Annotated in this window: 20 protein-coding genes; 3 read left to right on the top strand and 17 right to left on the bottom strand. The window is 42.1% G+C overall.

The features are described 5' to 3' along the window. Window positions 1-26: 26 nt before the first annotated feature. Window positions 27-1,346 (top strand): Gfo/Idh/MocA family protein, encoded by a 1,320-nt coding sequence (locus Q0081_RS07165; RefSeq protein WP_298350757.1) that lies wholly within the window; start codon window positions 27-29, stop codon window positions 1,344-1,346. A gap of 11 nt (window positions 1,347-1,357) precedes the next feature. Further along, window positions 1,358-2,326, top strand: coding sequence for a hypothetical protein (locus Q0081_RS07170; RefSeq protein ID WP_298350759.1), 969 nt, complete (start codon window positions 1,358-1,360; stop codon window positions 2,324-2,326). 8 nt (window positions 2,327-2,334) lie between these two features. Here Q0081_RS07170 and Q0081_RS07175 read toward each other — a convergent pair whose 3' ends face one another. The 17 genes from Q0081_RS07175 to groES all read right to left on the bottom strand — a co-directional run bounded on the left by Q0081_RS07175 (window position 2,335) and on the right by groES (window position 19,640). Beyond that, complete coding sequence (locus Q0081_RS07175) at window positions 2,335-2,790, bottom strand: cytochrome c (protein WP_298350762.1); 456 nt, start codon at window positions 2,788-2,790, stop codon at window positions 2,335-2,337. A gap of 22 nt (window positions 2,791-2,812) precedes the next feature. Then, complete coding sequence (locus tag Q0081_RS07180) at window positions 2,813-3,451, bottom strand: SCO family protein (RefSeq protein ID WP_298350764.1); 639 nt, start codon at window positions 3,449-3,451, stop codon at window positions 2,813-2,815. A 72-nt stretch (window positions 3,452-3,523) separates the two neighbouring features. Further along, on the bottom strand, window positions 3,524-3,955 hold the full coding sequence (locus Q0081_RS07185) for a viral A-type inclusion protein (RefSeq protein ID WP_298350767.1): 432 nt from the start codon (window positions 3,953-3,955) through the stop codon (window positions 3,524-3,526). Between the two features lie 34 nt (window positions 3,956-3,989). Beyond that, a complete protein-coding gene (gene recN, locus Q0081_RS07190) occupies window positions 3,990-5,681 on the bottom strand; it encodes a DNA repair protein RecN (RefSeq protein WP_298350769.1) in 1,692 nt (563 codons plus the stop codon). A 74-nt stretch (window positions 5,682-5,755) separates the two neighbouring features. Then, complete coding sequence (locus Q0081_RS07195; protein WP_298350771.1) at window positions 5,756-5,983, bottom strand: hypothetical protein; 228 nt, start codon at window positions 5,981-5,983, stop codon at window positions 5,756-5,758. Beyond that, complete coding sequence (locus Q0081_RS07200) at window positions 5,984-6,916, bottom strand: DUF4835 family protein (RefSeq protein ID WP_298350773.1); 933 nt, start codon at window positions 6,914-6,916, stop codon at window positions 5,984-5,986. A 48-nt stretch (window positions 6,917-6,964) separates the two neighbouring features. Continuing rightward, on the bottom strand, window positions 6,965-8,167 hold the full coding sequence (gene coaBC / locus Q0081_RS07205) for a bifunctional phosphopantothenoylcysteine decarboxylase/phosphopantothenate--cysteine ligase CoaBC (protein WP_298350776.1): 1,203 nt from the start codon (window positions 8,165-8,167) through the stop codon (window positions 6,965-6,967). Between the two features lie 75 nt (window positions 8,168-8,242). Beyond that, window positions 8,243-8,557 (bottom strand): DNA-directed RNA polymerase subunit omega, encoded by a 315-nt coding sequence (locus Q0081_RS07210; protein WP_298350778.1) that lies wholly within the window; start codon window positions 8,555-8,557, stop codon window positions 8,243-8,245. A gap of 46 nt (window positions 8,558-8,603) precedes the next feature. Further along, a complete protein-coding gene (locus Q0081_RS07215) occupies window positions 8,604-9,506 on the bottom strand; it encodes an outer membrane protein assembly factor BamD (protein WP_298350781.1) in 903 nt (300 codons plus the stop codon). Between the two features lie 92 nt (window positions 9,507-9,598). Then, window positions 9,599-10,225, bottom strand: coding sequence for a T9SS type A sorting domain-containing protein (locus Q0081_RS07220; RefSeq protein ID WP_298350784.1), 627 nt, complete (start codon window positions 10,223-10,225; stop codon window positions 9,599-9,601). A gap of 159 nt (window positions 10,226-10,384) precedes the next feature. Then, entirely contained in the window at window positions 10,385-12,082 is a 1,698-nt protein-coding gene (locus tag Q0081_RS07225) for an OstA-like protein (protein WP_298350787.1), read from the bottom strand. Window positions 12,083-12,274: 192 nt separating this feature from the next. Further along, window positions 12,275-13,378, bottom strand: coding sequence for a M15 family metallopeptidase (locus Q0081_RS07230; protein ID WP_298350790.1), 1,104 nt, complete (start codon window positions 13,376-13,378; stop codon window positions 12,275-12,277). Between the two features lie 47 nt (window positions 13,379-13,425). Continuing rightward, window positions 13,426-14,403: an N-acetyl-gamma-glutamyl-phosphate reductase gene (gene argC / locus Q0081_RS07235; RefSeq protein ID WP_298350793.1), complete on the bottom strand. Its 978-nt coding sequence runs from the start codon at window positions 14,401-14,403 to the stop codon at window positions 13,426-13,428. A 61-nt stretch (window positions 14,404-14,464) separates the two neighbouring features. Beyond that, window positions 14,465-14,806 (bottom strand): gliding motility protein GldC, encoded by a 342-nt coding sequence (gene gldC, locus Q0081_RS07240; protein ID WP_298350795.1) that lies wholly within the window; start codon window positions 14,804-14,806, stop codon window positions 14,465-14,467. 101 nt (window positions 14,807-14,907) lie between these two features. Beyond that, the gene (gene lon / locus Q0081_RS07245) at window positions 14,908-17,400 is read right to left on the bottom strand and encodes an endopeptidase La (RefSeq protein ID WP_298350798.1); all 2,493 of its coding nucleotides are present in this window, start codon (window positions 17,398-17,400) and stop codon (window positions 14,908-14,910) included. A 171-nt stretch (window positions 17,401-17,571) separates the two neighbouring features. Then, window positions 17,572-19,215, bottom strand: a complete 1,644-nt coding sequence (gene groL / locus Q0081_RS07250; RefSeq protein WP_298350801.1) for a chaperonin GroEL — start codon at window positions 19,213-19,215, stop codon at window positions 17,572-17,574. 134 nt (window positions 19,216-19,349) lie between these two features. Next, a complete protein-coding gene (gene groES / locus Q0081_RS07255; RefSeq protein WP_298350804.1) occupies window positions 19,350-19,640 on the bottom strand; it encodes a co-chaperone GroES in 291 nt (96 codons plus the stop codon). 348 nt (window positions 19,641-19,988) lie between these two features. Here groES and Q0081_RS07260 point away from each other — a divergent pair, with 348 nt between their 5' ends. Beyond that, window positions 19,989-20,687 (top strand): hypothetical protein, encoded by a 699-nt coding sequence (locus Q0081_RS07260; RefSeq protein WP_298350806.1) that lies wholly within the window; start codon window positions 19,989-19,991, stop codon window positions 20,685-20,687. The last annotated feature ends 245 nt before the right edge of the window (window positions 20,688-20,932 follow it).

A 20,932-nucleotide genomic window follows, 5' to 3' on the forward strand; every position in this document is an offset into this window, starting at 1 on the left:
GCTACACCCTCAAATTTTACGTTAACATGAAAGAAGAAAATTCAATGAATCGCCGGGACTTCGTAGGAAAAGCAGCTACTGCCTTGGCAGGTATTACCATTTTGCCGCGCTACGTGCTGGGCGGTACGCGCCCGGATGGCTCAAGGTACATTGCTCCCAGTGATATTATTTCGTTGGGCTTTATCGGAACCGGAAAGCAGGGCAAAGGGCTGATTAACTCCTTTTTGGGAACTAACGAATCCCGCATTGTCGCCATCAGTGAAGTGTATAAAGCCAAAGCTCAGTTGGCACAGGAACGTATCAAATCGAATTACGAAAAGAATCCACAACTTGGCACCTATTCTGAGGTTCCTGTTTATACTGATTTCAGGGAATTGTTGGCTCGCAAAGATGTGGATGCAGTGGTCATTGCTACACCCGACCATTGGCACGCCGCAATGGCCGTTCGCGCCGCCGAAGCAGGGAAGGATATTTATTGCGAAAAACCGCTGGCGTTGACGGTCAAAGAAGGCCGGGCGATGGTAAATGCCGCCCGCAAATACAACCGTGTGTTTCAGACGGGAAGTATGCAGCGTTCCTGGCTGGAGTTTCGTCAGGCGGCTGAATTGATTCGCAATGGCTACATTGGGGAAGTAAAAAGCATTAAAGTAAACGTGGGTCCGCCGCCAAAGCCTTACGATTTACCTGCTGAACCGATTCCTGAAGGGTTGGATTGGAATACCTGGTTAGGACCCAATGCACCCGTTGCGTTCAATTCCGAATTGGCGCCCCCGATCTCAAAAGATGTATTTCCCAATTGGCGGAATTACCGCGAGTTTGGCGGCGGCATGGTGACCGACTGGGGCGCTCACATGTTTGACATTGTCCAATGGGCATTAAATATGGACGACAGCGGTCCGGTAGAAGTATTTGCTCCCGACGGCAAAGAGCATCCTTTCTTGACGTATCGCTACGAAAGTGGCATCACAATGACCCACGAGAAGTGGGATTGGAACAACGCCATTCTTTTTACCGGAACGGAAGGCGAGCTTCGGGTTCAGCGCAAAAAAATAGAAACTACGCCAGCTTCGTTAGCTACAAAGGTGATTGGAGAAAACGAAAAGCACGTCTATAAAAGCGAAAATCACTACAAAGACTTTTTGGACGCGATGCGGAAGCGCAGTAAGCCTATTTGTGATGTAGAAATCGGTCACCGTACGGCTTCGGTTTGTAACATCGGAAACATTGCCTACCGCCTCAATCGTTCATTGCAATGGAATCCGAAGAAGGAATCGTTCAAAAAAGATGACGAAGCCAATGCGTTATTGGGACGTTCTATGAATGATGTGTGGGGTATTAAAATCTAAGGGTAAAGCAGTTGAAAAAAAGTGCATTTTTTTTATTCTTGATGATTTCGGTGAGCGCCTTTGGGCAAAAGGTAGATTTTCGGAAACTTAAATCTCCCATTTTGTTCAAAGGCGATTCTGTTACGGCCTATCGCGATCCCATGACGGTGTGGCACAACAGTACTTTTTACCTTTATTTCACTCTGACCGAAATAGAACATGACGGTAAAATTTACATGTACACAGCCTTGAGTAAAAGTAAAGATTTAGTAAAATGGTCACCCATAAAAAAACTGACCCCGAAAGACCAAAATCTTGATTTTTCGAGTCCGGGCAATGTCATTCGATACAAAGGAAAATGGATAATGTGTCTTCAAACGTATCCGCGTCCTGATTACACAGTTAATCAAATGCCTCGGTACGGTACTGCTGATTCACGGCTTTTTATGATGAGCAGTGAAGATTTGGAAAATTGGTCTGTTCCCATACTTTTGAAAGTAAAAGGCAAAGAGATTGCCGTAGAAAATATGGGACGAATGATTGACCCTTATTTGGTGGAAGATAAATCAGAAAAAGGGAAATGGTGGGCTTTTTACAAACAAAACGGTGCCAGCCGGTCTTATTCCTATGATTTAGAACATTGGACCTACGGCGGACATATTCCTGCGGGCGAAAACGTCTGTGTATTGGTCGAAAATGATGAATATGTAATGTTCCATTCTCCCAAAAACGGGATTGGTATCAAAAAATCAAAGGATTTAACGAATTGGCATGACGTAGAAACCGCTTTGGTACTCGGCCAAAAAGACTGGACTTGGGCCAAGGGGAGAATTACAGCGGGCTACGTGTTAAATTTGAAAAACGACACCCGAATCAAACGTTATTTAATGTTCTTCCATGGTTCAGGCCCTAAAACCGAAGAAGAAGGGGATTTTGATAAAAATGCTTCTATTGGATTAGCTTGGAGTGATGATTTACTTCATTGGGAATGGATAAAATAAGACTTCTTTTATTTAGAAACACATTCCTCCAGCGCTTCCTGCACCGTTTCTATGGGGGTGATTTCTTTTTGTTTTCCCCAAGTCGCATAGACATAGGTCACAATTTCAGCAGTTTCCAAGTCTTTTAGAGCAGGATTAGCGGGCATGGCACGGTTATAAATTTTTCCATTAACCGTCATGGGCTGATTAATTCCGTTTTTTATCCAACAAATTACGTTCGATTTGTCCATCAAATACTCCGACGATAGAGCAGGGTAGAGATTTTCGAGTCCTTTCCCGTCGCGTTGGTGGCAATTGGCGCAGTGGGTTTGGTACAACGTAAATCCTTCGGCAATATATTGGTCTCGTTTAACATTCCCCTCACTTTGGCAGGAATTGAGTAAAAAAATGGAGAAGAAGCAAAGGAATAAAAAACAAATCCTAAGAATCAAAAAAACACTCAAAAACACTTTTTTTATACCCATTATCTTTTTTATTAGCTACTCACTACTTATTTTTATACTCTTCCTTTAGGCGTTCTATATCATCCATGAGCCGTTTGGTAGCTTCGTCGTCGGTGCCGTTATACATACCGCGTACTCGTTTCTCTTTGTCTACCAGCACAAATGCTCCGCTGTGAATATAGCCTCCTGGCGCGGTAGAATCGGCTCCAGCAACTACCAAATACTGTTTCTCACCAATTTCGTAAATCTTTTCACGTGGGCCCGTTACAAACATCCACTGAGTGCCTTTTACGCCTAAATCATGGGCGTATTCTTTCAATACCGCAGGAGTATCGTGTTCGGGATCAATGGTGTGCGAGAGTATAGCAATGTCGTTTTGCCCCTGAATCTTTTCATAGACTTTTCGCAACTGTTTTTTCATAACCGGGCAAATCGTTGGGCAGGTAGTAAAGAAAAAGTCAGCCACGTAGATTTTGTCCTTGAAGTTTTGAGCAGTAACCGTATCCCCTTCCTGATTTACAAATTTGAAATCAGGAATCGTATGATAGATTGTATCCACGACTTCCTTGCCATTTACGGTACGAATAGCAGTATCGCGTTCTCCCAAAATAGGTAATCGGTCCGTATTTTTGCTGCAACTCCAAATGGAAAGCGCAAAAACGATAAAAAGTAAGTACTTCATTTTTGATTGATGGAAAGCGAATAGTGGAATACAGATACTAAATAAAAGACGTCCAGCCCCTTAAAACCTGAATTATTTCTTTAATAATTGCGCGGTTTTACCCATGCTTTCAAGCATTTTATCACGGACTGCTCCAATTTTTGCTTTTTCAGCATTCATGGCTTTAAGTGCTTCATCCCCCGAAAGCGTTTTGAGCGAATCTCCGTTATAATCGTGCATCCAATCCATCATTCCTTTATCGGCATCCTGAAGCGAACTGCTTAGCGCTAATGCTTCTTCTTTGCGTTTTTGCAAACTGTCTATGGACTTAATTTTCAATAAACTATCCAATGAAGTAATCTCTTTGGACAACGCTTCTTTGTACTCCATCAGTTGGCCTATTTTTGGCATTACTTCATCGTGGATGACAAATACTTCTTTTTCAGCTTGTTCTACAGCAGCTTTGTCTTGTCCGCAGGAACCCAAAATAGCCATTGTGATGGCACTAACGATTAATTTTCTCATCTTTTCTCTTATAAACTTATAGGTAATATTCGTTTTAAAACAAGCCAATCTGTCCTTTTTGGCCTTGAACCACTTGTTCCTGAAGCATTTCACGGGCGTTTTGGACAATCGCTTCGCTGGGTTTGCGTCCGCCAATCATTTGGGCAATTTCCTGAACACGCTCTTCAAAGGTCAGTTTACGGATTTTGCTGACCGTTTTTTCGGCTGAATTGTCTTTAAAGACAAAGTAGTGAGCTGTGCCGTGAACGGCAATTTGGTGCAGGTGCGTAATCGAAATTACTTGGTGACTGCGAGCAATTTCACGCATCATTTGACCCATTTTAATGGCTATCTCCCCCGAAACTCCTGTATCAATTTCGTCAAAAACGATGGTAGGCAACTTTCTTTTACTTGCTAAAATATACTTAATAACCATCATCAAACGCGAAAATTCTCCACCCGAAGCTACATTTTTCAACTGTTGCGGTTTGATTCCTTTATTGGCACTGAATAGAAAATCTACGTCATCAATACCGTAATCGGTTGGCTCAATAATTATATGTTTGATATTGAGTGCAGCATTGGGCATTCCAAGCTCTAAAAGATAGGTTTTAACCTGTTTTTCTAAAGGATCCATCACTGCTTTCCGAGTGTTGGAAAGTTTTTCAGCACTCTTGATGAGTTTTACATGGACTTTTTCTGAAATGATTTGGGCCTTAGCAATATCTTCATCCAGATTCAGTACTCGACTCACTTTTTTCTCCAATTCCTTCTGAATGGCAATCAGTTCCGCCAGCGTTTTTACCTGATGCTTTTGTTGTAAATGATAAAATAAATTAAGGCGCTCTCTTATTTCTTCGGCCCGGGCATCGTCAATCTCTACATTGTCTTGCTCGTAACTGATTTCGGAAGCTAAATCTTTTAGTTCAATGTACGCACTTTGAGCCCGTTCGCGCAGAAGTTCATACTGGGGAGCAATTTTTCCAATTGCATTCAAACTGCCAACTGCGTTCTTCAGAAAAGAAATCACCGATTGTTCTGGATTGTCCAAATATTCACTTGCCAACTGCAACCGTTCGCGGACATCCGTGGCATTTTCCAGAATATTAAGTTCCTGCTCCAATTGCTCCTGTTCTTCTGCCCGAAGGCGGGCTTTCTCGAGCTCATCGTACAAAAACTGGTTGTAATCAGATTCTTTACGCAGTTGAGCCGCCTCCGTTTTTAAGCGTTCAAGAATTTGATGGGCTTTACGATAGCCCTGATAGTCAGCATGATACTGACGTAAAACAGCCTCATTTTGGGCGTACGTATCTACAATCTGTAACTGAAACTCATTGGAACCCAGCAACAGCGTATCGTGCTGTGAGTGAATATCCATGAGTTGGCCTGAAATACGGCGCAATATTTCCAAATTGACGGGTGTATCGTTAATGAATGCCCGTGACTTACCGGTGGGGCTTATTTCGCGCCGAATGAGGCATGTGGAAGAAAAATCCAATTCTTCTTCCTCAAACAGATGTTCTATAAAATACCCAGACAAATCGAAGGTGCCTTCGATGATGCACTTTTCAGCGGGATTATAAAGTACCTTGGTATCGGCACGACTTCCCAGCAGAAGCCCAATGGCACCCAACATGATAGACTTTCCCGCCCCTGTTTCGCCCGTAATGATATTGAGCTGAGGGTCGGGAGTCAATTCCAACTGTTCGATTAATGCGTAATTTTTAATCAGCAGATGTGCAAGCATAAAGCAATCGGTTGAACCACCGCGAAGTTAGTCAACTATTCAACAAAATAGAATGGCTTTGGGTTTGGAAGTAGTCAAAATATCGCCGATTGATCATAAATTACTGATTCAATTTGCGAAAAAGCCAAGTTATGTTCGTGTTTGCGGAGGTCTTTAAGAAAAATTAGTTGATTTTCAATTTTCCAACAATGCCCAAAAAAAGTTTGATTACTTTTCAAAACAACATTGATGTCTCGGTCGAGAAGTTCAGCACTACGATTTTCCAAGTCGGGTTGAAAAACGCGAATCAATCGTTTTCCCATTTATCTTAAGAGTTTGCGATACATTTCCGTTTTGGCAGGGTCAAGTTGGGAGAGTATTGTAAAGGCTTTTTGCCTTTCGTCTTTGCTTGCCTCAGCCATGATTTTGTAAATTTCTTCTCCTTTGGCATCAAAAAAAGAATTGATATAAACCGAAGTAGGCATCAACTTACTTACCTGTTGAACGGTCGTAAGTACATTCATGATTTGCCGACGCGCTGCGATGGGGTTTTCAGTAAAGGTATCCAGACCCAGTCGGTGATAAGTATAGATCCCTTCCCGAAAGGGGAGTATTTGCTGATTCATCAGGTTATCGACTAACCAAAAACGGCTGCGAACATCACCGCTTGAGCGCCAGGCTGAACCTGCCCCGGAACTGTTTTGGGCAATATTCATCAATTGAAAAGCCTTTTGAACGTAAGGATTACCGCCTTGTTTACTAAATGAATCGTAATCTACTGCCAAAACAATGTAAGCATAAAAAGCTAACATCTGTGTTAGTTCGTCGCTGTACGTGTTTTCATTAAAGTACATCGGATTGCTTGGCAGGTAATTGAAGTTGAAAAAACGGTCTACATAACTGAGAAGAACTGTTTCATAATTACTGCCAAAAACCGGGCGAGTCACTACTAACTGAGCCGTACCTTCGTAGACGCCCTGTGCCGGAGAACGGATAAGGTTAATATTGAGTTTGCAATTGATGCGCTCTTCTGGATTGAAGTTGTCATTGGTCCAACGGCGGGCATTTATAAAATCAGTAATCACACTTTTCAACTGATTCAGGTTGGCATTGTCCGTGTTTTGTTGCGAAAACAGCTGATTGTAGTTCAGCATCACCGTACAATTCAACTCTTGCGCCTGGGCAAAATGAGAGAAGGAGAAAATTAGTAATTGGGTGAATAAAAGAACCCTGCAATAGCTTGTTATTAGTTTCATTACCAACGATTATCTAAGATTAACGGTTGTTTTGCTAGAGGTTATCAATTACAATTTCGATGACACAAGTTTTAAAATGTCATGAGCTACCTCCGTTTTTGATTTTAAATCAAAGTGATGGACTGAGCCACCCGCTTCAATAACGGTAATTTTGTTGGTATCGTATGCAAAACCTGCGCCTTTGTCGTTGAGCGAATTTAATACAATTAAGTCTAAATTTTTAGATTTAAGTTTTCCCAGCGCATTATCAAACTCGTTATCGGTTTCAAGAGCAAAACCAACCATGATTTGCCCCTCCTTTTTTTGTTGTCCAAGCGTAGCGGCGATGTCAACGGTTTTGGTAAGCTCAATGTTAAAATGCGCTTCTTCCTTTTTTATTTTTCGGTCGGCAGGATGGGTAGGGGTGTAATCGGCCACTGCGGCTGAAAGTATAATTACATCGGCACTTGGAAATGCTTCCTGAGTAGCTTCATACATTTCCTGAGCAGAGCGTACTTTAATCAATTGAATCGCTGAGTCAGGAACAGGTTGCGCCGTAGGACCGCTCACAAGTGTCACCTTCGCGCCTGCGTAGGCAAAAGCTTGAGCAATAGCATACCCCATTTTTCCGGTGGAATGGTTGCTGATGTAACGAACAGGGTCAATTGATTCTTGGGTAGGCCCTGCGGTAATTAAAATGTGTTTATTTTTTAAGGTCGGGCTTTGAGAAAAGTGCTTTTCCAAAGCAGCCAGAATATGTTCGGGCTCCGCCATGCGCCCTGTTCCTGTAAGCCCGCTGGCTAATTCACCATGTTCGGCATCAAGAATATGATTTCCGTACTGAGTCAGTTTCTGTAAGTTCTCAACGGTTGAGCCATGTTGATACATGTCTAAATCCATGGCAGGTGCGAAGAAGACAGGGCAACGAGCAGATAAATAAACTGCCGTAAGCAGGTCATCACATATCCCATTGGCACATTTGGATAAAGTATGTGCTGTAGCAGGAGCGATAACGATGGCATCTGCCCAAAGGCCCAGTTCCACATGATTATTCCAATCGCCTACTTCATTTTTAACAAAATTGGATAGGGCAGGACGTTTTGACAAAGTAGCCAATGTCAAAGGGGTAATGAATTCTTTGGCAGCTTCGGTCATTACTACCTGAACTTCGGCTCCTGCTTTTACTAACAAACGGGTAAGCAAAGCAGATTTATAGGCAGCTATGCTTCCTGTCACACCGAGTAAAATTTTTTTTTGTTGAAGTAAAGACATAAACTTTAATGAAAACAAACAAAGCCGCAACAAACTGGAGATTTGTGCGGCTTTACAATTGGAATATTGCTTTGACTATTTAGTGTCTTCGTCTTCGCTGAAACGCCAGAACAATTTATCTTCCATAAATTCTTCAATGGCGATGCCCGTAGGTTTAGGCTGACGCTCATAAAATTTCGAAATCTCAATTTGCTCACGGTTTTCAAAAACTTCTTCTAAGTTGTCAATACCTGAAGCAAACTCAGCTAATTTATTGTTGAGTTCTTCTTTGGTCTTAGAAGCTATCTGACGTGAACGACGAGAGATAATTGCTACTGATTCGTATAGGTTACCCGTTTTTGCGGCCAACTTATCAGTATCACGCGTTATAATTGAAGGAGATGCTGCCATATCTTTAAGAAATAATGAATATTTATTTATGATAAATGTTGAATGGTCAATTTTGCCCTGATGAGGAGGGGGTTGAAAGCTTTCCTGTATTAGAGGGTGGTGTTTCTTTCGCTGTTTTTTCAGCTTCCAATATCGCCGTCAACTGCTTTTGAGAACTATCATAATACTTCTCTGCCTGACGAATGTACTTGCTCGTTGGGTATTTATCTATAAACGCCAAATAATACTTGCTTACATCTTGGTAACGCTCTTTTTGTTTTTCGGCAAAACTAAGTTTCGCTAAGTTGTACTGCGCATCAACCCTTAAGTAAGCCAATTCTTCATTGTATTTAGAACTGGGAAAATCTTTCTGATAATTGGTGATAGCAACCACTGCAGAGCGAAAGTTTGCAATGTTAGCTTCGCTGGTTTGGTAGTAGAGCTTTGCCTTTTCGTAGGCTTTTTTCTCCAACTTTTCCCGCAATTCTAAAATCAGCGAAGTACTTTCTTCTCTAAAAGCACTTTCAGGGTAGGTATTGATGAAATCCTGTAGAGCACTGATGGCTGTTAAAGTACTGGCTTGATCTAAATTGAAATTGGGCGAGTCTTTGTACAATGAATAGGCGTGCATATACAACGCTTCCTGCGCGTATTCGCTTCGTTGAAATGTCTCGTAAAAGTTCTTAAACAGGAACTGAGACATGTTATAGTTCGCCTGTTTGAAGTTACAGTAGGCGTTATAAAACTGAGCTAATTCGGCCTGACGTGCGTCTTTACCATTCAGAAGAGGAGTGATTTCTTCAAAGAGTAAACCGGCGTGGTAGTAATCGGCTTTTTTATAATACTGAAGAGCTGCCTCATACTTCTGCTCGAGGGTACCTTCTTTTTGCAGTTTTGCAAATTTGCTGCACGAACCCAGAACAAGGGTAGTCAAAATCAGCAGGATATATCCAAATAGGGTGTTACGCATAGCGGGCGCAAAAATACGAAAGTTGCTTCATATTTCATAACGAAACAGAAGCAAAAAAAGTATATACGGGAAAGAGATGAGAAGTTGAACTATTAGTGACGAACCAACAATTTTTTAGTTGCAATTGCCTTACCTTCCAAAAGTAACCGATAAAAATAAACTCCTGTTGGCATCTCACGAGTAGGGATGCGAAGCTGGTGATCATTTTTATCCAAGTCATATTCAGCTACGTTATTGCCAATGACGTTAAATAAGGCAATTTTAGCATTTCCAACACCTACCGACATTTGATAGTCAATCTCAGTATACTCATTTGCCGGATTGGGGTAGGCATTCAAAACACGCAGCTTATCACTTACAAATAATAAATCTTCAGATTTAGCAGCATCTTCCAAATTAGGGCGTGCTTCAGTAGCAGCAACGGCCGTAGTTTCTTTAATGGTACGATTTTTGTTAGCAACGCTGGTGCTGTTTCCCGTAGTTGGATTAAGTAAAATAGAACGATAATAGGCGTTAATTGCCGCACTTGGGCGCAATTTTATACTACGATCAAGCGTGCTTGGTATTTTTGTAAATGTATACGCAGTACTTTCAGTAAGTTTTTTACCAATGTTTAAGCGGCTTTTGTTGCGGCTGGCTTCCGACTGCGCCGCTGCGTCACTTAGCGCCAGGAAACTGAAGCAAGTGAATAAAGCGTATATAAGTATATTTTTTTTCATAGCTGGATGGTTCTTGTAAGTGCATACTGCAATTGTATTTTTAGCAAAAATATAGGCTTATTCCTGAATAATCAAAAATCATGCCTTAAAATGTTGTTAAAATTTATTAAACGGTGTACAATAATATACGGGCAACGAACGTAAAAAGTTTCTTATACACTAAAGTTTCTTCAACTTTGGTTTTACTTTCGTTTTTAAGACTTCTTTTTTTACAGTTTGATTCGTTTTATCCTGTGGTTTTTCAATTGGTTTGACAATTTTGGGAGGCTTTGGTTTAAAATTAGTTTTGGCCAATACATCCGTTTTTGTTGGTTTTTCTTTAATTCGCCAATTAAATCCGTCCAATTGTTTGCCTTCCGCTTTCACTCCCTGCGGCGGAATAAAACGACCGTCCGGTTGTCCCACAAACTGTATTCGATTTACCTGATTTCTTTTAAAATTAAGCGTCATCTTAGCGCATTCAACCCGGTTCATCCCCATAGGTTTGTTGGCTTCGTTGGCGGCAAAATAAACACTCTCTCCATTACCTTCTACAAAAACTCGTTCTAAACGCGTGCTGTCATCAAAGAAGGCCGTAATTCGTCGTCCTTTGACTTGGTTAAAATTGAACAGTGTATCCTGAGCGATGACAAATGATTTTGCCTTCAGATACATGGTTCTCAGTTTTTGATTGATTAATTGAGCAACAATGGAATCGGCTTCCATCTGGTATTTGCCTGACCAGATGATTGGCTTCTTTAAAAAGGTTATTGTAGAGTCCAACGAATTGTAAATCAAGGAATCACATTTGCTCTGCAAGTCTTTTTTATACAACAGTACGTTTTTATACCCAATCAATTGTCGGGGTTTTTGAGCATCACTTGTATCTGAATCTATAACGTTTTTTGATGCTTTCTTTGTTGGTAGAGCTTTTGCCCCTTGAATTTCAATGGAATACAGCGTATCGGCGGTCATAAAGAGCGTATCTTTAGAAATTACCGTACGGGTAAGCGCATGTCCCCATACTTTCGAGCGCCCTAATTTTCCATTGTACTGCCCAAAGTCCCCGTTCAGAATCGTCTCGTCATTTTTAGAAACCAATTCGACATTTCCTTTGGCAAATCCTTTTTTATTGAGGTTATCAAAACTAAGGGAATCACCCGTTAGCGTATAATCAGGGTTATCAATGGTAGTTCGTGTACGAAACACAGATTCACCCGTTTCAGTATTGTATGAACCATTTTTAGCAATGACGGTTCCGTCTTTGCTTACGACTTTGGTAGGACTTCTGAAATCCGCCATTTTAGTAAGCGAATTATAGACCAATGTATCGGTTGTCAGCGTGTATTTCTTGTTAACTAATTTAACGTCGTGGTAGTACGTTGAAATCTTGGTGCGCGTATCGTAATAACCCTGCTTGCTGGTAAGGGTATTTTCGGCATCTACGGTTTTGCCACGGTCAGGATAAAACGCAACCCCGCTTGCCATATCGTATTCAATGCGATTGGAAGTCACAGTGCGTTTACGGTCTTTGAGGGTAACTACTTTGCCCGAGACTTTTGCCAAACGACTGTTACCATAGTAAAAAAGAGTATCACCCGTAACAGTTACGGTATCTCCCTGCACGATTTTAACGTGACCATACGCTTCGAGGGCATTGGAAGCTACGTTGTGAATGGCTAAATCACAGTACATCAACGCGCCTTTGTGACGAAAGATTACCTTATTGACCACGCGTCGTATTTCAGTGCCATCGGGGAGTTTGTTGATGGTAATACTATCAGCACCGAGCAGAAAAACCTTCTCCTCGCCTGCCGTAAGTGGCGGGCCGGAAGCAGGGCGCTGGGCGTAGATAGTTGTAAAAGTCAGCAAACTCATAAAAGAAATAAGCCATTTAAACTCCATTACGCAAAAAACTGCGTTGGGGTTGCAATGGGAATCGTTATTTTTTTTGAAAATCATTGGGTATCTCTTTTGCAGATAGAGGATCTGTGCTACAAAATTAGCTAAAAACAGACGTTGGCTTCATTCTTAACATACATTAACGAAAATCTCAACCAATCGAGGTATTTATTTCCATTTTCCCAATCTCAGTGTTTTCTGAACACCGGCGGGATGAAAAAGGGTAACCGTCTGACTGTCAATATCACCAATGAGTAAAATGTCGCGGTAAGGTTGGTAGCTATTTTTCTGAAATCTTTCCTGAATGGTGCGTAGCAGAGCAGGAGTAGGGCGTTCAGCGAGGGTATCACAAACGCAGGATTTTCCTTGATGCAGTTCATGTAAAACCTCTAATAAGGCTTTGGTATCTTCTACTTTTTCAGCTTTTCCGGCAGCGGTCATGCGCTGAACACGGTTTTTAAAATATCGTCCATAAGGCTCATATTCAAACCTTAACGCGGGTAATTGCTGTAACATTTCAGACGATTTTTTGAAATGCTGAACGTGATTCGGGTCGATGAAACCCAAAAAGGTACCGCCCCACGTCAGACCATATTGCCCGCCTATATCTCCAATAAAGTTTTTATAATAATTAATGTGTTGTAACTGCCGTCCCTTATAGACAATCGCGATGTCGGAAGCCAAGCCAAAATTGTGTTGTGATAAGGGAGATACACTTTTTCCCATTGCTAAGTGGCGACGTTGATTGCCACTTCCCCGCAAATCGGATTGAACACGAAGCTTGTATTTTGGATATTGACGAAGATAGGCTTGCATCATTGAATCCCGTTTTACCAAAAATCGAGTTCTTGTTTCTCTCAAAAGAGGCTCATAACGGTCATAAGGATAATCGGGACGGTCGGCGAGTGTCCACAGGTAGGTTTGGTCGAGCCAATTTAAAGTGTCAGTCTGTGACAATGAATCACTCAATGATAAAGCGAAAGGTCTGTCTTTGAAAGAAGCGGCTGAAACCGCACCTGACTGTTGAAGTTTGCTATTTTCTACGATTGCCATAAAAACGGTGGGAACCTCGGTCAACAACTCTTTGAGGGTATCAGCTTGCAAAAAAGGCAACACCAAATCAATGACTTCAAGCTTTTCAAGTCGTTGTGTGGTGTCGCAATACTCTGTTATCCAAGAGGTACGAGTTGTGGAGGGGTAGTCACTGATGCTGCAAGCCCAAAAAAGCAAAATGAGACAAAAACTGCCGGTTGAAAAAGCTAATTTGCTCATGTTGCTCTATTGTTGGTGGAAAATGCAGCGGCCTAAAGTATTGCTTCCTAAAAGGCGGCAGCTTTCAGGCGTAATCCTGCTGTTTCAGGAAGTCCGAAAAGCAAATTCATATTTTGTACTGCCTGTCCGGATGCTCCTTTGGTTAGGTTATCAATCTCGCTAGTAATGAGCAGATTCCCCTCGTGCTTTTGGAGTTGGATAAGGCATTTATTGGTGTTCACTACCTGCTTTAAATCAATGTCCTGCGTGCTTACGTGGGTGAACGGGTGCGAAGCATAGTAATTTTGATAAAGTGCGAGTGCCTCTTCAATTGTTCCCGAAAACTTGGTGTATACATTCGCCATGATTCCACGGGCAAAATCACCGCGGTAGGGAATGAAATTCACCTCTTTCGTAAAGCCTGATTGCAAGGCAGTGAGACTCATCTTGATTTCTTTGAGGTGCTGATGAGTGAATGCTTTGTAAATCGAAACGTTGTTGTTGCGCCACGTAAAATGCGTAGTTGCACTCAAAGCTTGACCCGCACCCGTTGAGCCCGTAATCGCACTTACGTGAATATCGTCCGTCAGTAAACCTGCCGCGGCTAATGGCAATAAGGCTAATTCAATACTGGTCGCAAAACAGCCCGGGTTAGCAATTTTGGACGCAGTTTTGATTTTTTCCCGTTGCAATTCCGGTAACCCATATACGAAATCATTGGTCTGGTCCCGAAAATCGGTGCTTAAGTCAATGATTTTAAGTGAATCAGGGATTGTGTTTTCAACTAAAAACTTCTTTGATTCATTGTGACCGGAACAAAGAAAAATAACATTTAATCCGTCCAATGCGAGTAAAGAAGCAATGTCATCTCCTGAGAATGTTAAATCTGTGTCGCCCAACAAATCGGTATGAGTAGCGTACACCGGCTTACCTGCCTGACTTTTTGAATGTGCCCAAGCGATTTCTGCGTTGGGATGATTGACTAAAATCCGGAGCAACTCTCCTCCTGTATATCCGGCTGCTCCGACAATGCCTATTTTTATCATTGAGTGATTAAATAAAGCCCCCTAACCCCCAATGGGGGAACTATGGACAGTGTAATGTATTTTATTTCGCCGCTTTTATTTCTCTTTGCAGGCGTTGAGTGAGTGCCATTCCTACTTCATCTATTTGGGCAGCCATGATTTCATCGCCAGTTGCGTTGCGGAGTGTATCGGCTACGCAACCGATCATTTCAATACAGAAGCGCTTCATGTCCAATACTGCCATGTCTTTAGACCAGAGTGGAATAAATAGGGTACCGCGGTGGAAATGGTCCCATACGCCTACTGCAATCGCTTTGGTTTCTTCCAACCCTTCGTTAGGATTATCCGTAGCTTCCCAGTATATTTTTTCTGGGATTTTCTCCTCATCCTGTTCAATGGTAAATTTGATTTCTTTGTGTTTCATTGGTGGAAATGTATTAATCGAGGGGCAAAGTTAAAGAAAAGGTGTTGATAGACATACTATCAACACCTTTTATGAGCCTTCCCGGGTAGATAAATAAGCAGTTAGTTTGACAAAACTGGAATATTTTCTTTCTTTTCTTCGGGCAATATAAAGTTGGTCGGTTTCTGAACCTTTTCAGAAAGCAGAGCAATCGCTAAGACATCCTGCACGGTATCCACGTAGTGGAATTTCAGATTTTTGATGTAACTTCCATTGATTTCTTCTACGTCTTTGCGGTTTTTAGAACACATAACAATTTCGGTAATACCCGCACGCCCGGCCGCTAAAATTTTCTCTTTGATACCGCCTACGGGTAATACTTTTCCGCGTAAGGTGATTTCGCCCGTCATCGCAAGGTGGGTTTTGACCCGGCGTTGAGTGTAGATGGAGGCCATCGAAGTCAACATGGTAATACCCGCTGAAGGGCCGTCTTTTGGTACTGCCCCGGCTGGAATGTGAATGTGTAAATCGTAATGGTTAAAAACTCGGTAATCAATTTCCAGTTCGTCGGAATGGGCTTTCAGGTAGGAAAGAGCTGTCATAGCTGATTCTTTCATGACATCACCCAATTGTCCTGATAAAGTCAGTCCTCCTTTACCTCGGCTAAGGCTGGATTCAATAAAGAGAATTTCGCCGCCCACTGACGTCCACGCCAAACCAGTTACCACTCCTGCGTTGTCGTTGTCTTGGTATAAATCTTTGTCAAAAATCTCAGCTCCCAGCAGTTTCTCCACGTGGTCAGCCTTGATTACTTTAGGATAATCTTCTTCAAGTGCAATGGATTTTGCTACTTTACGAACGAGGGTTCCAATTTTTTGTTCCAAGTTCCGGACGCCTGATTCTCTGGTATAATGCTCAACAATTTTCAAAAGAGCTTTGTCATCCACGGCAAAAGCTTTGGTGTCTAAACCGTGGTCTTTGCGTTGTTTTGGGACGAGGTATTTTTTTGCAATCTGCAATTTCTCTTCTACGGTATAGCCCGTCAGTTCAATGATTTCCATTCGGTCGCGCAAGGCAGGGTGAATGGTTTCTAAAGAGTTGGCAGTTGCTACAAACAATACCTTAGAAAGGTCGTATTCAACCTCTAAATAGTTGTCGGTGAAGGCATTGTTTTGTTCCGGGTCAAGCACTTCAAGCAGGGCCGACGCCGGGTCGCCACGGAAATCGGAGCCTACTTTGTCAATTTCATCCAAGATAAAAACGGGATTAGACGAACCCGATTTTTTGATATTTTGGATGATTTTGCCCGGCATGGCACCGATGTAGGTTTTACGGTGTCCGCGAATTTCCGCTTCATCGTGCAACCCTCCTAACGCCATCCGGATGTATTTTCGTCCCAAAGCTTTGGCCACTGATTTCCCTAACGATGTTTTCCCCACCCCCGGAGGGCCATAGAGACACAAAATGGGCGCTTTAAGGCTATTTTTTAATTTTAGAACGGCTAAGTATTCAATGATACGCTCTTTGACTTTTTCCAGACCAAAGTGGTCGGCATCCAATACTTTTTGAGCCCGTTTCAGATCAAAATTGTCTTTGGTATATTCTCCCCAAGGCAAATCCACCATCAACTCAAGGTAGTTGAGTGTGACAGGGTAATCGGGTGCCATCGGGTTAATACGCTGTAATTTCTGTGACTCTTTTTCGAAATGTTTTTTAACCGTTTCCGACCATTTCTTTTTGGCTGCCCGAAAACGAATGTCCTCCAATTCACGCTCGGGAGTTTCCATACCGAGCTCGTCCTGCAACACTTTGATTTGCTGACGCAGAAAATAGTCGCGCTGCTGCTGGTCAATGTCGATGCTTGCTTTGCTTTGGATGTCGCGCTTGAGTTCGAGCATCTGAATCTCACGCAGCATGAACTCCAAAAGCTTATTAGCTTGGTCAGGAATGGTCGGTTTTTCGAGTAATTCCTGTTTGTCAGAAACTTCCGCATTAATATTTGAGGACAGAAAATGCGTCAGAAACGTTGGACTTTCAATGTTATCCAGCGCGATACGTGCTTCCTGTGGAATGTCGGGATTGAGTCTGAGAATCTTATGTGCTGAGTCGCGGAGCGACTGAATAAGCGCTTTCGATTCTTTTTTATTTTGATTGGGGAAATAGTCTTCAATAGGAGAGACCTTGGCAATCATGTAAGGATCTTCGCGTACATAGTCTTTGACGCGAAAACGCTGACGCCCCTGCAAAATGATAGTGGTATTGCCATCGGGCAAGGTAATCATCTTTATGATGTACCCCATGGTGCCAATGGCGTATAAATCAGTACTGGTAGGTTCGGCTTTGTCTTGGTTTTGTTGGGCAATGACCCCAATGATGCGGTCGCCTTTGTAGGCTTTTTTGACCAAACGGATGGATTTCTGACGACCCACGGTGACAGGAATCACCATTCCCGGAAACAAAACAGTATTGCGTAAAGGCAAAATGGAAAGTTCTTCGGGCATTTCGATGGGTTCATCGTCGCCCTCGGGACCACCTAATGGCAATATTTCAAGGCTATCCAAATCTGATTCGGCCAACATCAGTCTGGTATATAGTTCATTTGGGTCAAGATTCATACGTGGGGCTGCCAAATTGACAGAAAAATTTGGGACAAAATAACGAAAAAATCTGAAATAGTGGCTGAAATATTAACTTACATTGATTGGATAACGTTGTACAAGAATAAAAAATTTAAAAAAGCCCCCGGAAGTCCGAGGGCTTTCGTATACAATCTGGTTGGCTGATAATTACATCATGCCGCCCATACCTCCGCCGCCGTGACCGTGGCCACCTGCGCCTGCACCAGCATTTTCTTCCGGTTCGTCAGCAATCATACATTCGGTAGTCAACAACATACCTGCAATAGAAGCTGCATTTTCCAATGCCAAACGAGTTACTTTTTTAGGGTCAATGATACCCGCTGCGGAAAGATCTTCGTAAGTATCATTTTTGGCATTGTAGCCATAACCGCCTTTGCCTGCTTTCACGTTGTTTACTACCACAGAACCTTCGCCACCGGCGTTAGCTACGATACAACGTAAAGGTGATTCTAAAGCCTGACGGATGATGTTGATACCTGTGATTTCGTCATCGTTAGAACCTACAACGGCATCCAACGCTTCGATAGCACGAATCAAAGCTACTCCACCACCTGCTACGATACCTTCTTCGATGGCAGCGCGAGTGGCGTGAAGAGCATCATCCACACGGTCTTTCTTTTCTTTCATTTCAACTTCGGTAGCAGCACCAATGTAAAGGATAGCTACACCACCTGACAATTTCGCCAAACGCTCTTGGAGTTTTTCGCGATCGTAGTCAGAAGTTGTGTTTTCGATTTGTGATTTGATTTGGTTAACGCGTCCTTTGATTTGTTCTGCGTCACCTGAACCGTTTACAATCGTTGTGTTGTCTTTGTCAATGATGATTTTTTCGCAGTGACCCAAGTATTGAAGATCAGCATTCTCCAATTTGAAACCACGCTCTTCCGCGATTACGGTACCACCTGTCAGGATAGCGATGTCTTCCAACATTGCTTTACGACGGTCGCCGAAGCCCGGAGCTTTTACCGCACATACTTTCAAAGCGCCGCGGATTTTGTTTACTACCAACGTAGCCAATGCTTCGCCGTCTACATCTTCTGCGATGATCAACAAAGGACGGCCGGTTTGAGCTACACCTTCCAATACAGGAAGTAATTCTTTCATTGAAGATACTTTTTTCTCAGAAATCAAGATAAAAGGTTTCTCCAATTCCGCTTCCATTTTCTCTGCGTTGGTCACGAAGTAAGGCGACAAATAACCACGATCAAACTGCATACCTTCCACTGTTTTTACTTCAGTTTCAGTACCGCGAGCTTCTTCTACCGTAATTACACCTTCTGTACCTACTTTCTTCATGGCGTCAGCAATCATGTTACCGATTTCTTCGTCATGGTTGGCAGAAATGGTAGCTACCTGAGCGATTTTACTGAAGTCATCACCTACGCTTTCGGCTTGAGCAGAAAGATTGGCAGTTACGGCCAATACCGCTTTGTCAATACCGCGTTTCAAATCCATTGGATTGGCACCAGCAGCTACGTTTTTAGAGCCGATTGTATAAATAGCCTGCGCTAATACAGTAGCGGTAGTAGTACCATCACCGGCAGCGTCAGCTGTTTTAGAAGCAACTTCTTTCACGAGTTGAGCACCCATGTTTTCCATTGCATCTTTCAATTCGATTTCTTTCGCTACCGTTACACCGTCTTTAGTGATGGCTGGTGAGCCGAATTTTTTTTCAATGATGACGTTACGACCTTTTGGGCCGAGAGTTACTTTAACGGCATTGGCAAGGGTATCTACCCCTCTTTTGATTTTGTCACGTGCTTCGGTATCGAAAAATATTTTCTTAGCCATAATTTTAATAAATGAGTGAGCGGTTCGCCGCTGCGATTGTGAATGTGTGATTTGTGATTTGGGATTGGTTATTCGTTTTCTGACAGTAGCGAAAACGCACACAAGACAGATAAGCAAGTAACGAATAACAAAAATTAGATAATAGCGAAGATGTCTGACTCGCGCATAATAAGGTACTCTTGGCCGTCAACGGTGATTTCTGTACCGGCATATTTACCATAAAGAATGGTATCGCCTACTTTTACAGTGATGGGTTCATCTTTTTTACCGGGACCTGCCGCTACTACTGTACCGCGTTGGGGTTTTTCTTTCGCAGTATCCGGGATAATGATACCAAAAGCGGTTTTTTCTTCGGCAGGGGCGGCTTGTACCAGCACGCGATCTGCTAACGGCTTAACATTTACTTTTTCTGCAACTGCTGACATAATTATCAGGGATTTAAATGGTTTTACAATGAATGAAACTTACCGATAAGTTTATCGTAGGCAAAGGTATCATTTTCTGTGCCGGCACCTAATTAGGATAATTCTCTGCCATTTTTGCAGATTTTGTATCAATTGTGACGCAAAAGCTGTCATATTCGGAATAATCATTGGTTTTGTTGGTATTTTTATTGTATTTTATTTGGCAGTATTGTTTTTTTTAGTAAATTGAGTTTTCATTAAAGTATTAAGTAGTAAGTATGTGGTATTGGGAAAATGCCTACTTCTCTTTGCTTTTATACAATTTACTCAATACTAATCACTAATTACTTACTACTAAAATAGAAGTGTATGGCTACTTTGAAAAACGATTGGCTTACGGAAGAATGGATTGATTTCGAGTACAAAAAATATTTATTAATGGCTTATTTACAGGAGGTTAACAGTAATTTTGGGCAGTGTAAGTTATTCCCAGATTTGTTGAATGTTCAAAAACACTACGAAACAACTGCACAACTGAAACAAACGAAAGAGCAAATAGCGGCCTCCTTTCCAAAAAAACTGACCGGGATAGACCTTAAAAAAAAGAGTTTTATTTACGAGAAATTTAAAGAAAGTGATACTTTGTCCGAATTTGACAGTATTTTGGATTATTCTCTGCCACTTTTTCAGCAAACGCTGACACAGGGCCAAAGTCAATTCGCTGACATTGAAGCTCAACTTACTTTTGCTCCGGTAGGTATCGTACCCCTTCATTTGAAGGAAGGTTATTTATTTCTTTATCGTACACGGCACAGTGAAACAGATATTTATCACTACCAAATCCGCCTTTTTGAGCACCATGAACAAAGGGGAGTACGTACCACTCATATCGAAACGGTGCGTAAAGGAGTCTCCACAACGTTTGAAAACCTCAAGCTGACACTCATTAAAAAAAGGCGGGAATTGCCAAATCCTGCCACTTACCTTGTGGAATCTCCTGCCGATTATCCCGTTCAGGAAACGTTATTGCCGATTGCGAAGCGGTTGATTGTAAAGTATGTGGCGTGAGATAGGTCAGGAAGCTAATGAATTAACCTTGTAAATGTAAAATCAGATTTACATTTACAAGGTTAATTCTTAAAAAATGCCTTTTGTCCTTCTGCCTTCAATCTACTAAAAACTATAATTTTACATTAAATGCGAATCTTGGGTTAGAAAATATAGTGAAATAGGGCTGTGACTAATGCTCCAAAGATATGAACCATCAGCCCATTGGTGGCTCTAACTTTAGCAGCATTTTGTAGGTCTGTTTT

Origin of the sequence: Runella sp., assembly GCF_027484545.1 — a bacterium.
Taxonomy (GTDB): Bacteria; Bacteroidota; Bacteroidia; order Cytophagales; family Spirosomataceae; genus Runella.

Excerpts from the sequence above, each read along its gene's own strand:
- lon (WP_298350798.1), bottom strand. The coding sequence starts at position 17,400 with ATGAATCTTGACCCAAATGAACTATATACCAGACTGATGTTGGCCGAA.
- Q0081_RS07230 (WP_298350790.1), bottom strand. The coding sequence starts at position 13,378 with ATGAGCAAATTAGCTTTTTCAACCGGCAGTTTTTGTCTCATTTTGCTT.
- gldC (WP_298350795.1), bottom strand. The coding sequence starts at position 14,806 with ATGAAACACAAAGAAATCAAATTTACCATTGAACAGGATGAGGAGAAA.
- Q0081_RS07165 (WP_298350757.1), top strand. The coding sequence starts at position 27 with ATGAAAGAAGAAAATTCAATGAATCGCCGGGACTTCGTAGGAAAAGCA.
- Q0081_RS07225 (WP_298350787.1), bottom strand. The coding sequence starts at position 12,082 with ATGAGTTTGCTGACTTTTACAACTATCTACGCCCAGCGCCCTGCTTCC.
- Q0081_RS07260 (WP_298350806.1), top strand. The coding sequence starts at position 19,989 with ATGGCTACTTTGAAAAACGATTGGCTTACGGAAGAATGGATTGATTTC.
- Q0081_RS07210 (WP_298350778.1), bottom strand. The coding sequence starts at position 8,557 with ATGGCAGCATCTCCTTCAATTATAACGCGTGATACTGATAAGTTGGCC.
- Q0081_RS07220 (WP_298350784.1), bottom strand. The coding sequence starts at position 10,225 with ATGAAAAAAAATATACTTATATACGCTTTATTCACTTGCTTCAGTTTC.
- Q0081_RS07175 (WP_298350762.1), bottom strand. The coding sequence starts at position 2,790 with ATGGGTATAAAAAAAGTGTTTTTGAGTGTTTTTTTGATTCTTAGGATT.
- recN (WP_298350769.1), bottom strand. The coding sequence starts at position 5,681 with ATGCTTGCACATCTGCTGATTAAAAATTACGCATTAATCGAACAGTTG.
- groL (WP_298350801.1), bottom strand. The coding sequence starts at position 19,215 with ATGGCTAAGAAAATATTTTTCGATACCGAAGCACGTGACAAAATCAAA.
- coaBC (WP_298350776.1), bottom strand. The coding sequence starts at position 8,167 with ATGTCTTTACTTCAACAAAAAAAAATTTTACTCGGTGTGACAGGAAGC.
- groES (WP_298350804.1), bottom strand. The coding sequence starts at position 19,640 with ATGTCAGCAGTTGCAGAAAAAGTAAATGTTAAGCCGTTAGCAGATCGC.
- Q0081_RS07215 (WP_298350781.1), bottom strand. The coding sequence starts at position 9,506 with ATGCGTAACACCCTATTTGGATATATCCTGCTGATTTTGACTACCCTT.
- Q0081_RS07180 (WP_298350764.1), bottom strand. The coding sequence starts at position 3,451 with ATGAAGTACTTACTTTTTATCGTTTTTGCGCTTTCCATTTGGAGTTGC.
- Q0081_RS07195 (WP_298350771.1), bottom strand. The coding sequence starts at position 5,983 with ATGGGAAAACGATTGATTCGCGTTTTTCAACCCGACTTGGAAAATCGT.
- argC (WP_298350793.1), bottom strand. The coding sequence starts at position 14,403 with ATGATAAAAATAGGCATTGTCGGAGCAGCCGGATATACAGGAGGAGAG.
- Q0081_RS07185 (WP_298350767.1), bottom strand. The coding sequence starts at position 3,955 with ATGAGAAAATTAATCGTTAGTGCCATCACAATGGCTATTTTGGGTTCC.
- Q0081_RS07200 (WP_298350773.1), bottom strand. The coding sequence starts at position 6,916 with ATGAAACTAATAACAAGCTATTGCAGGGTTCTTTTATTCACCCAATTA.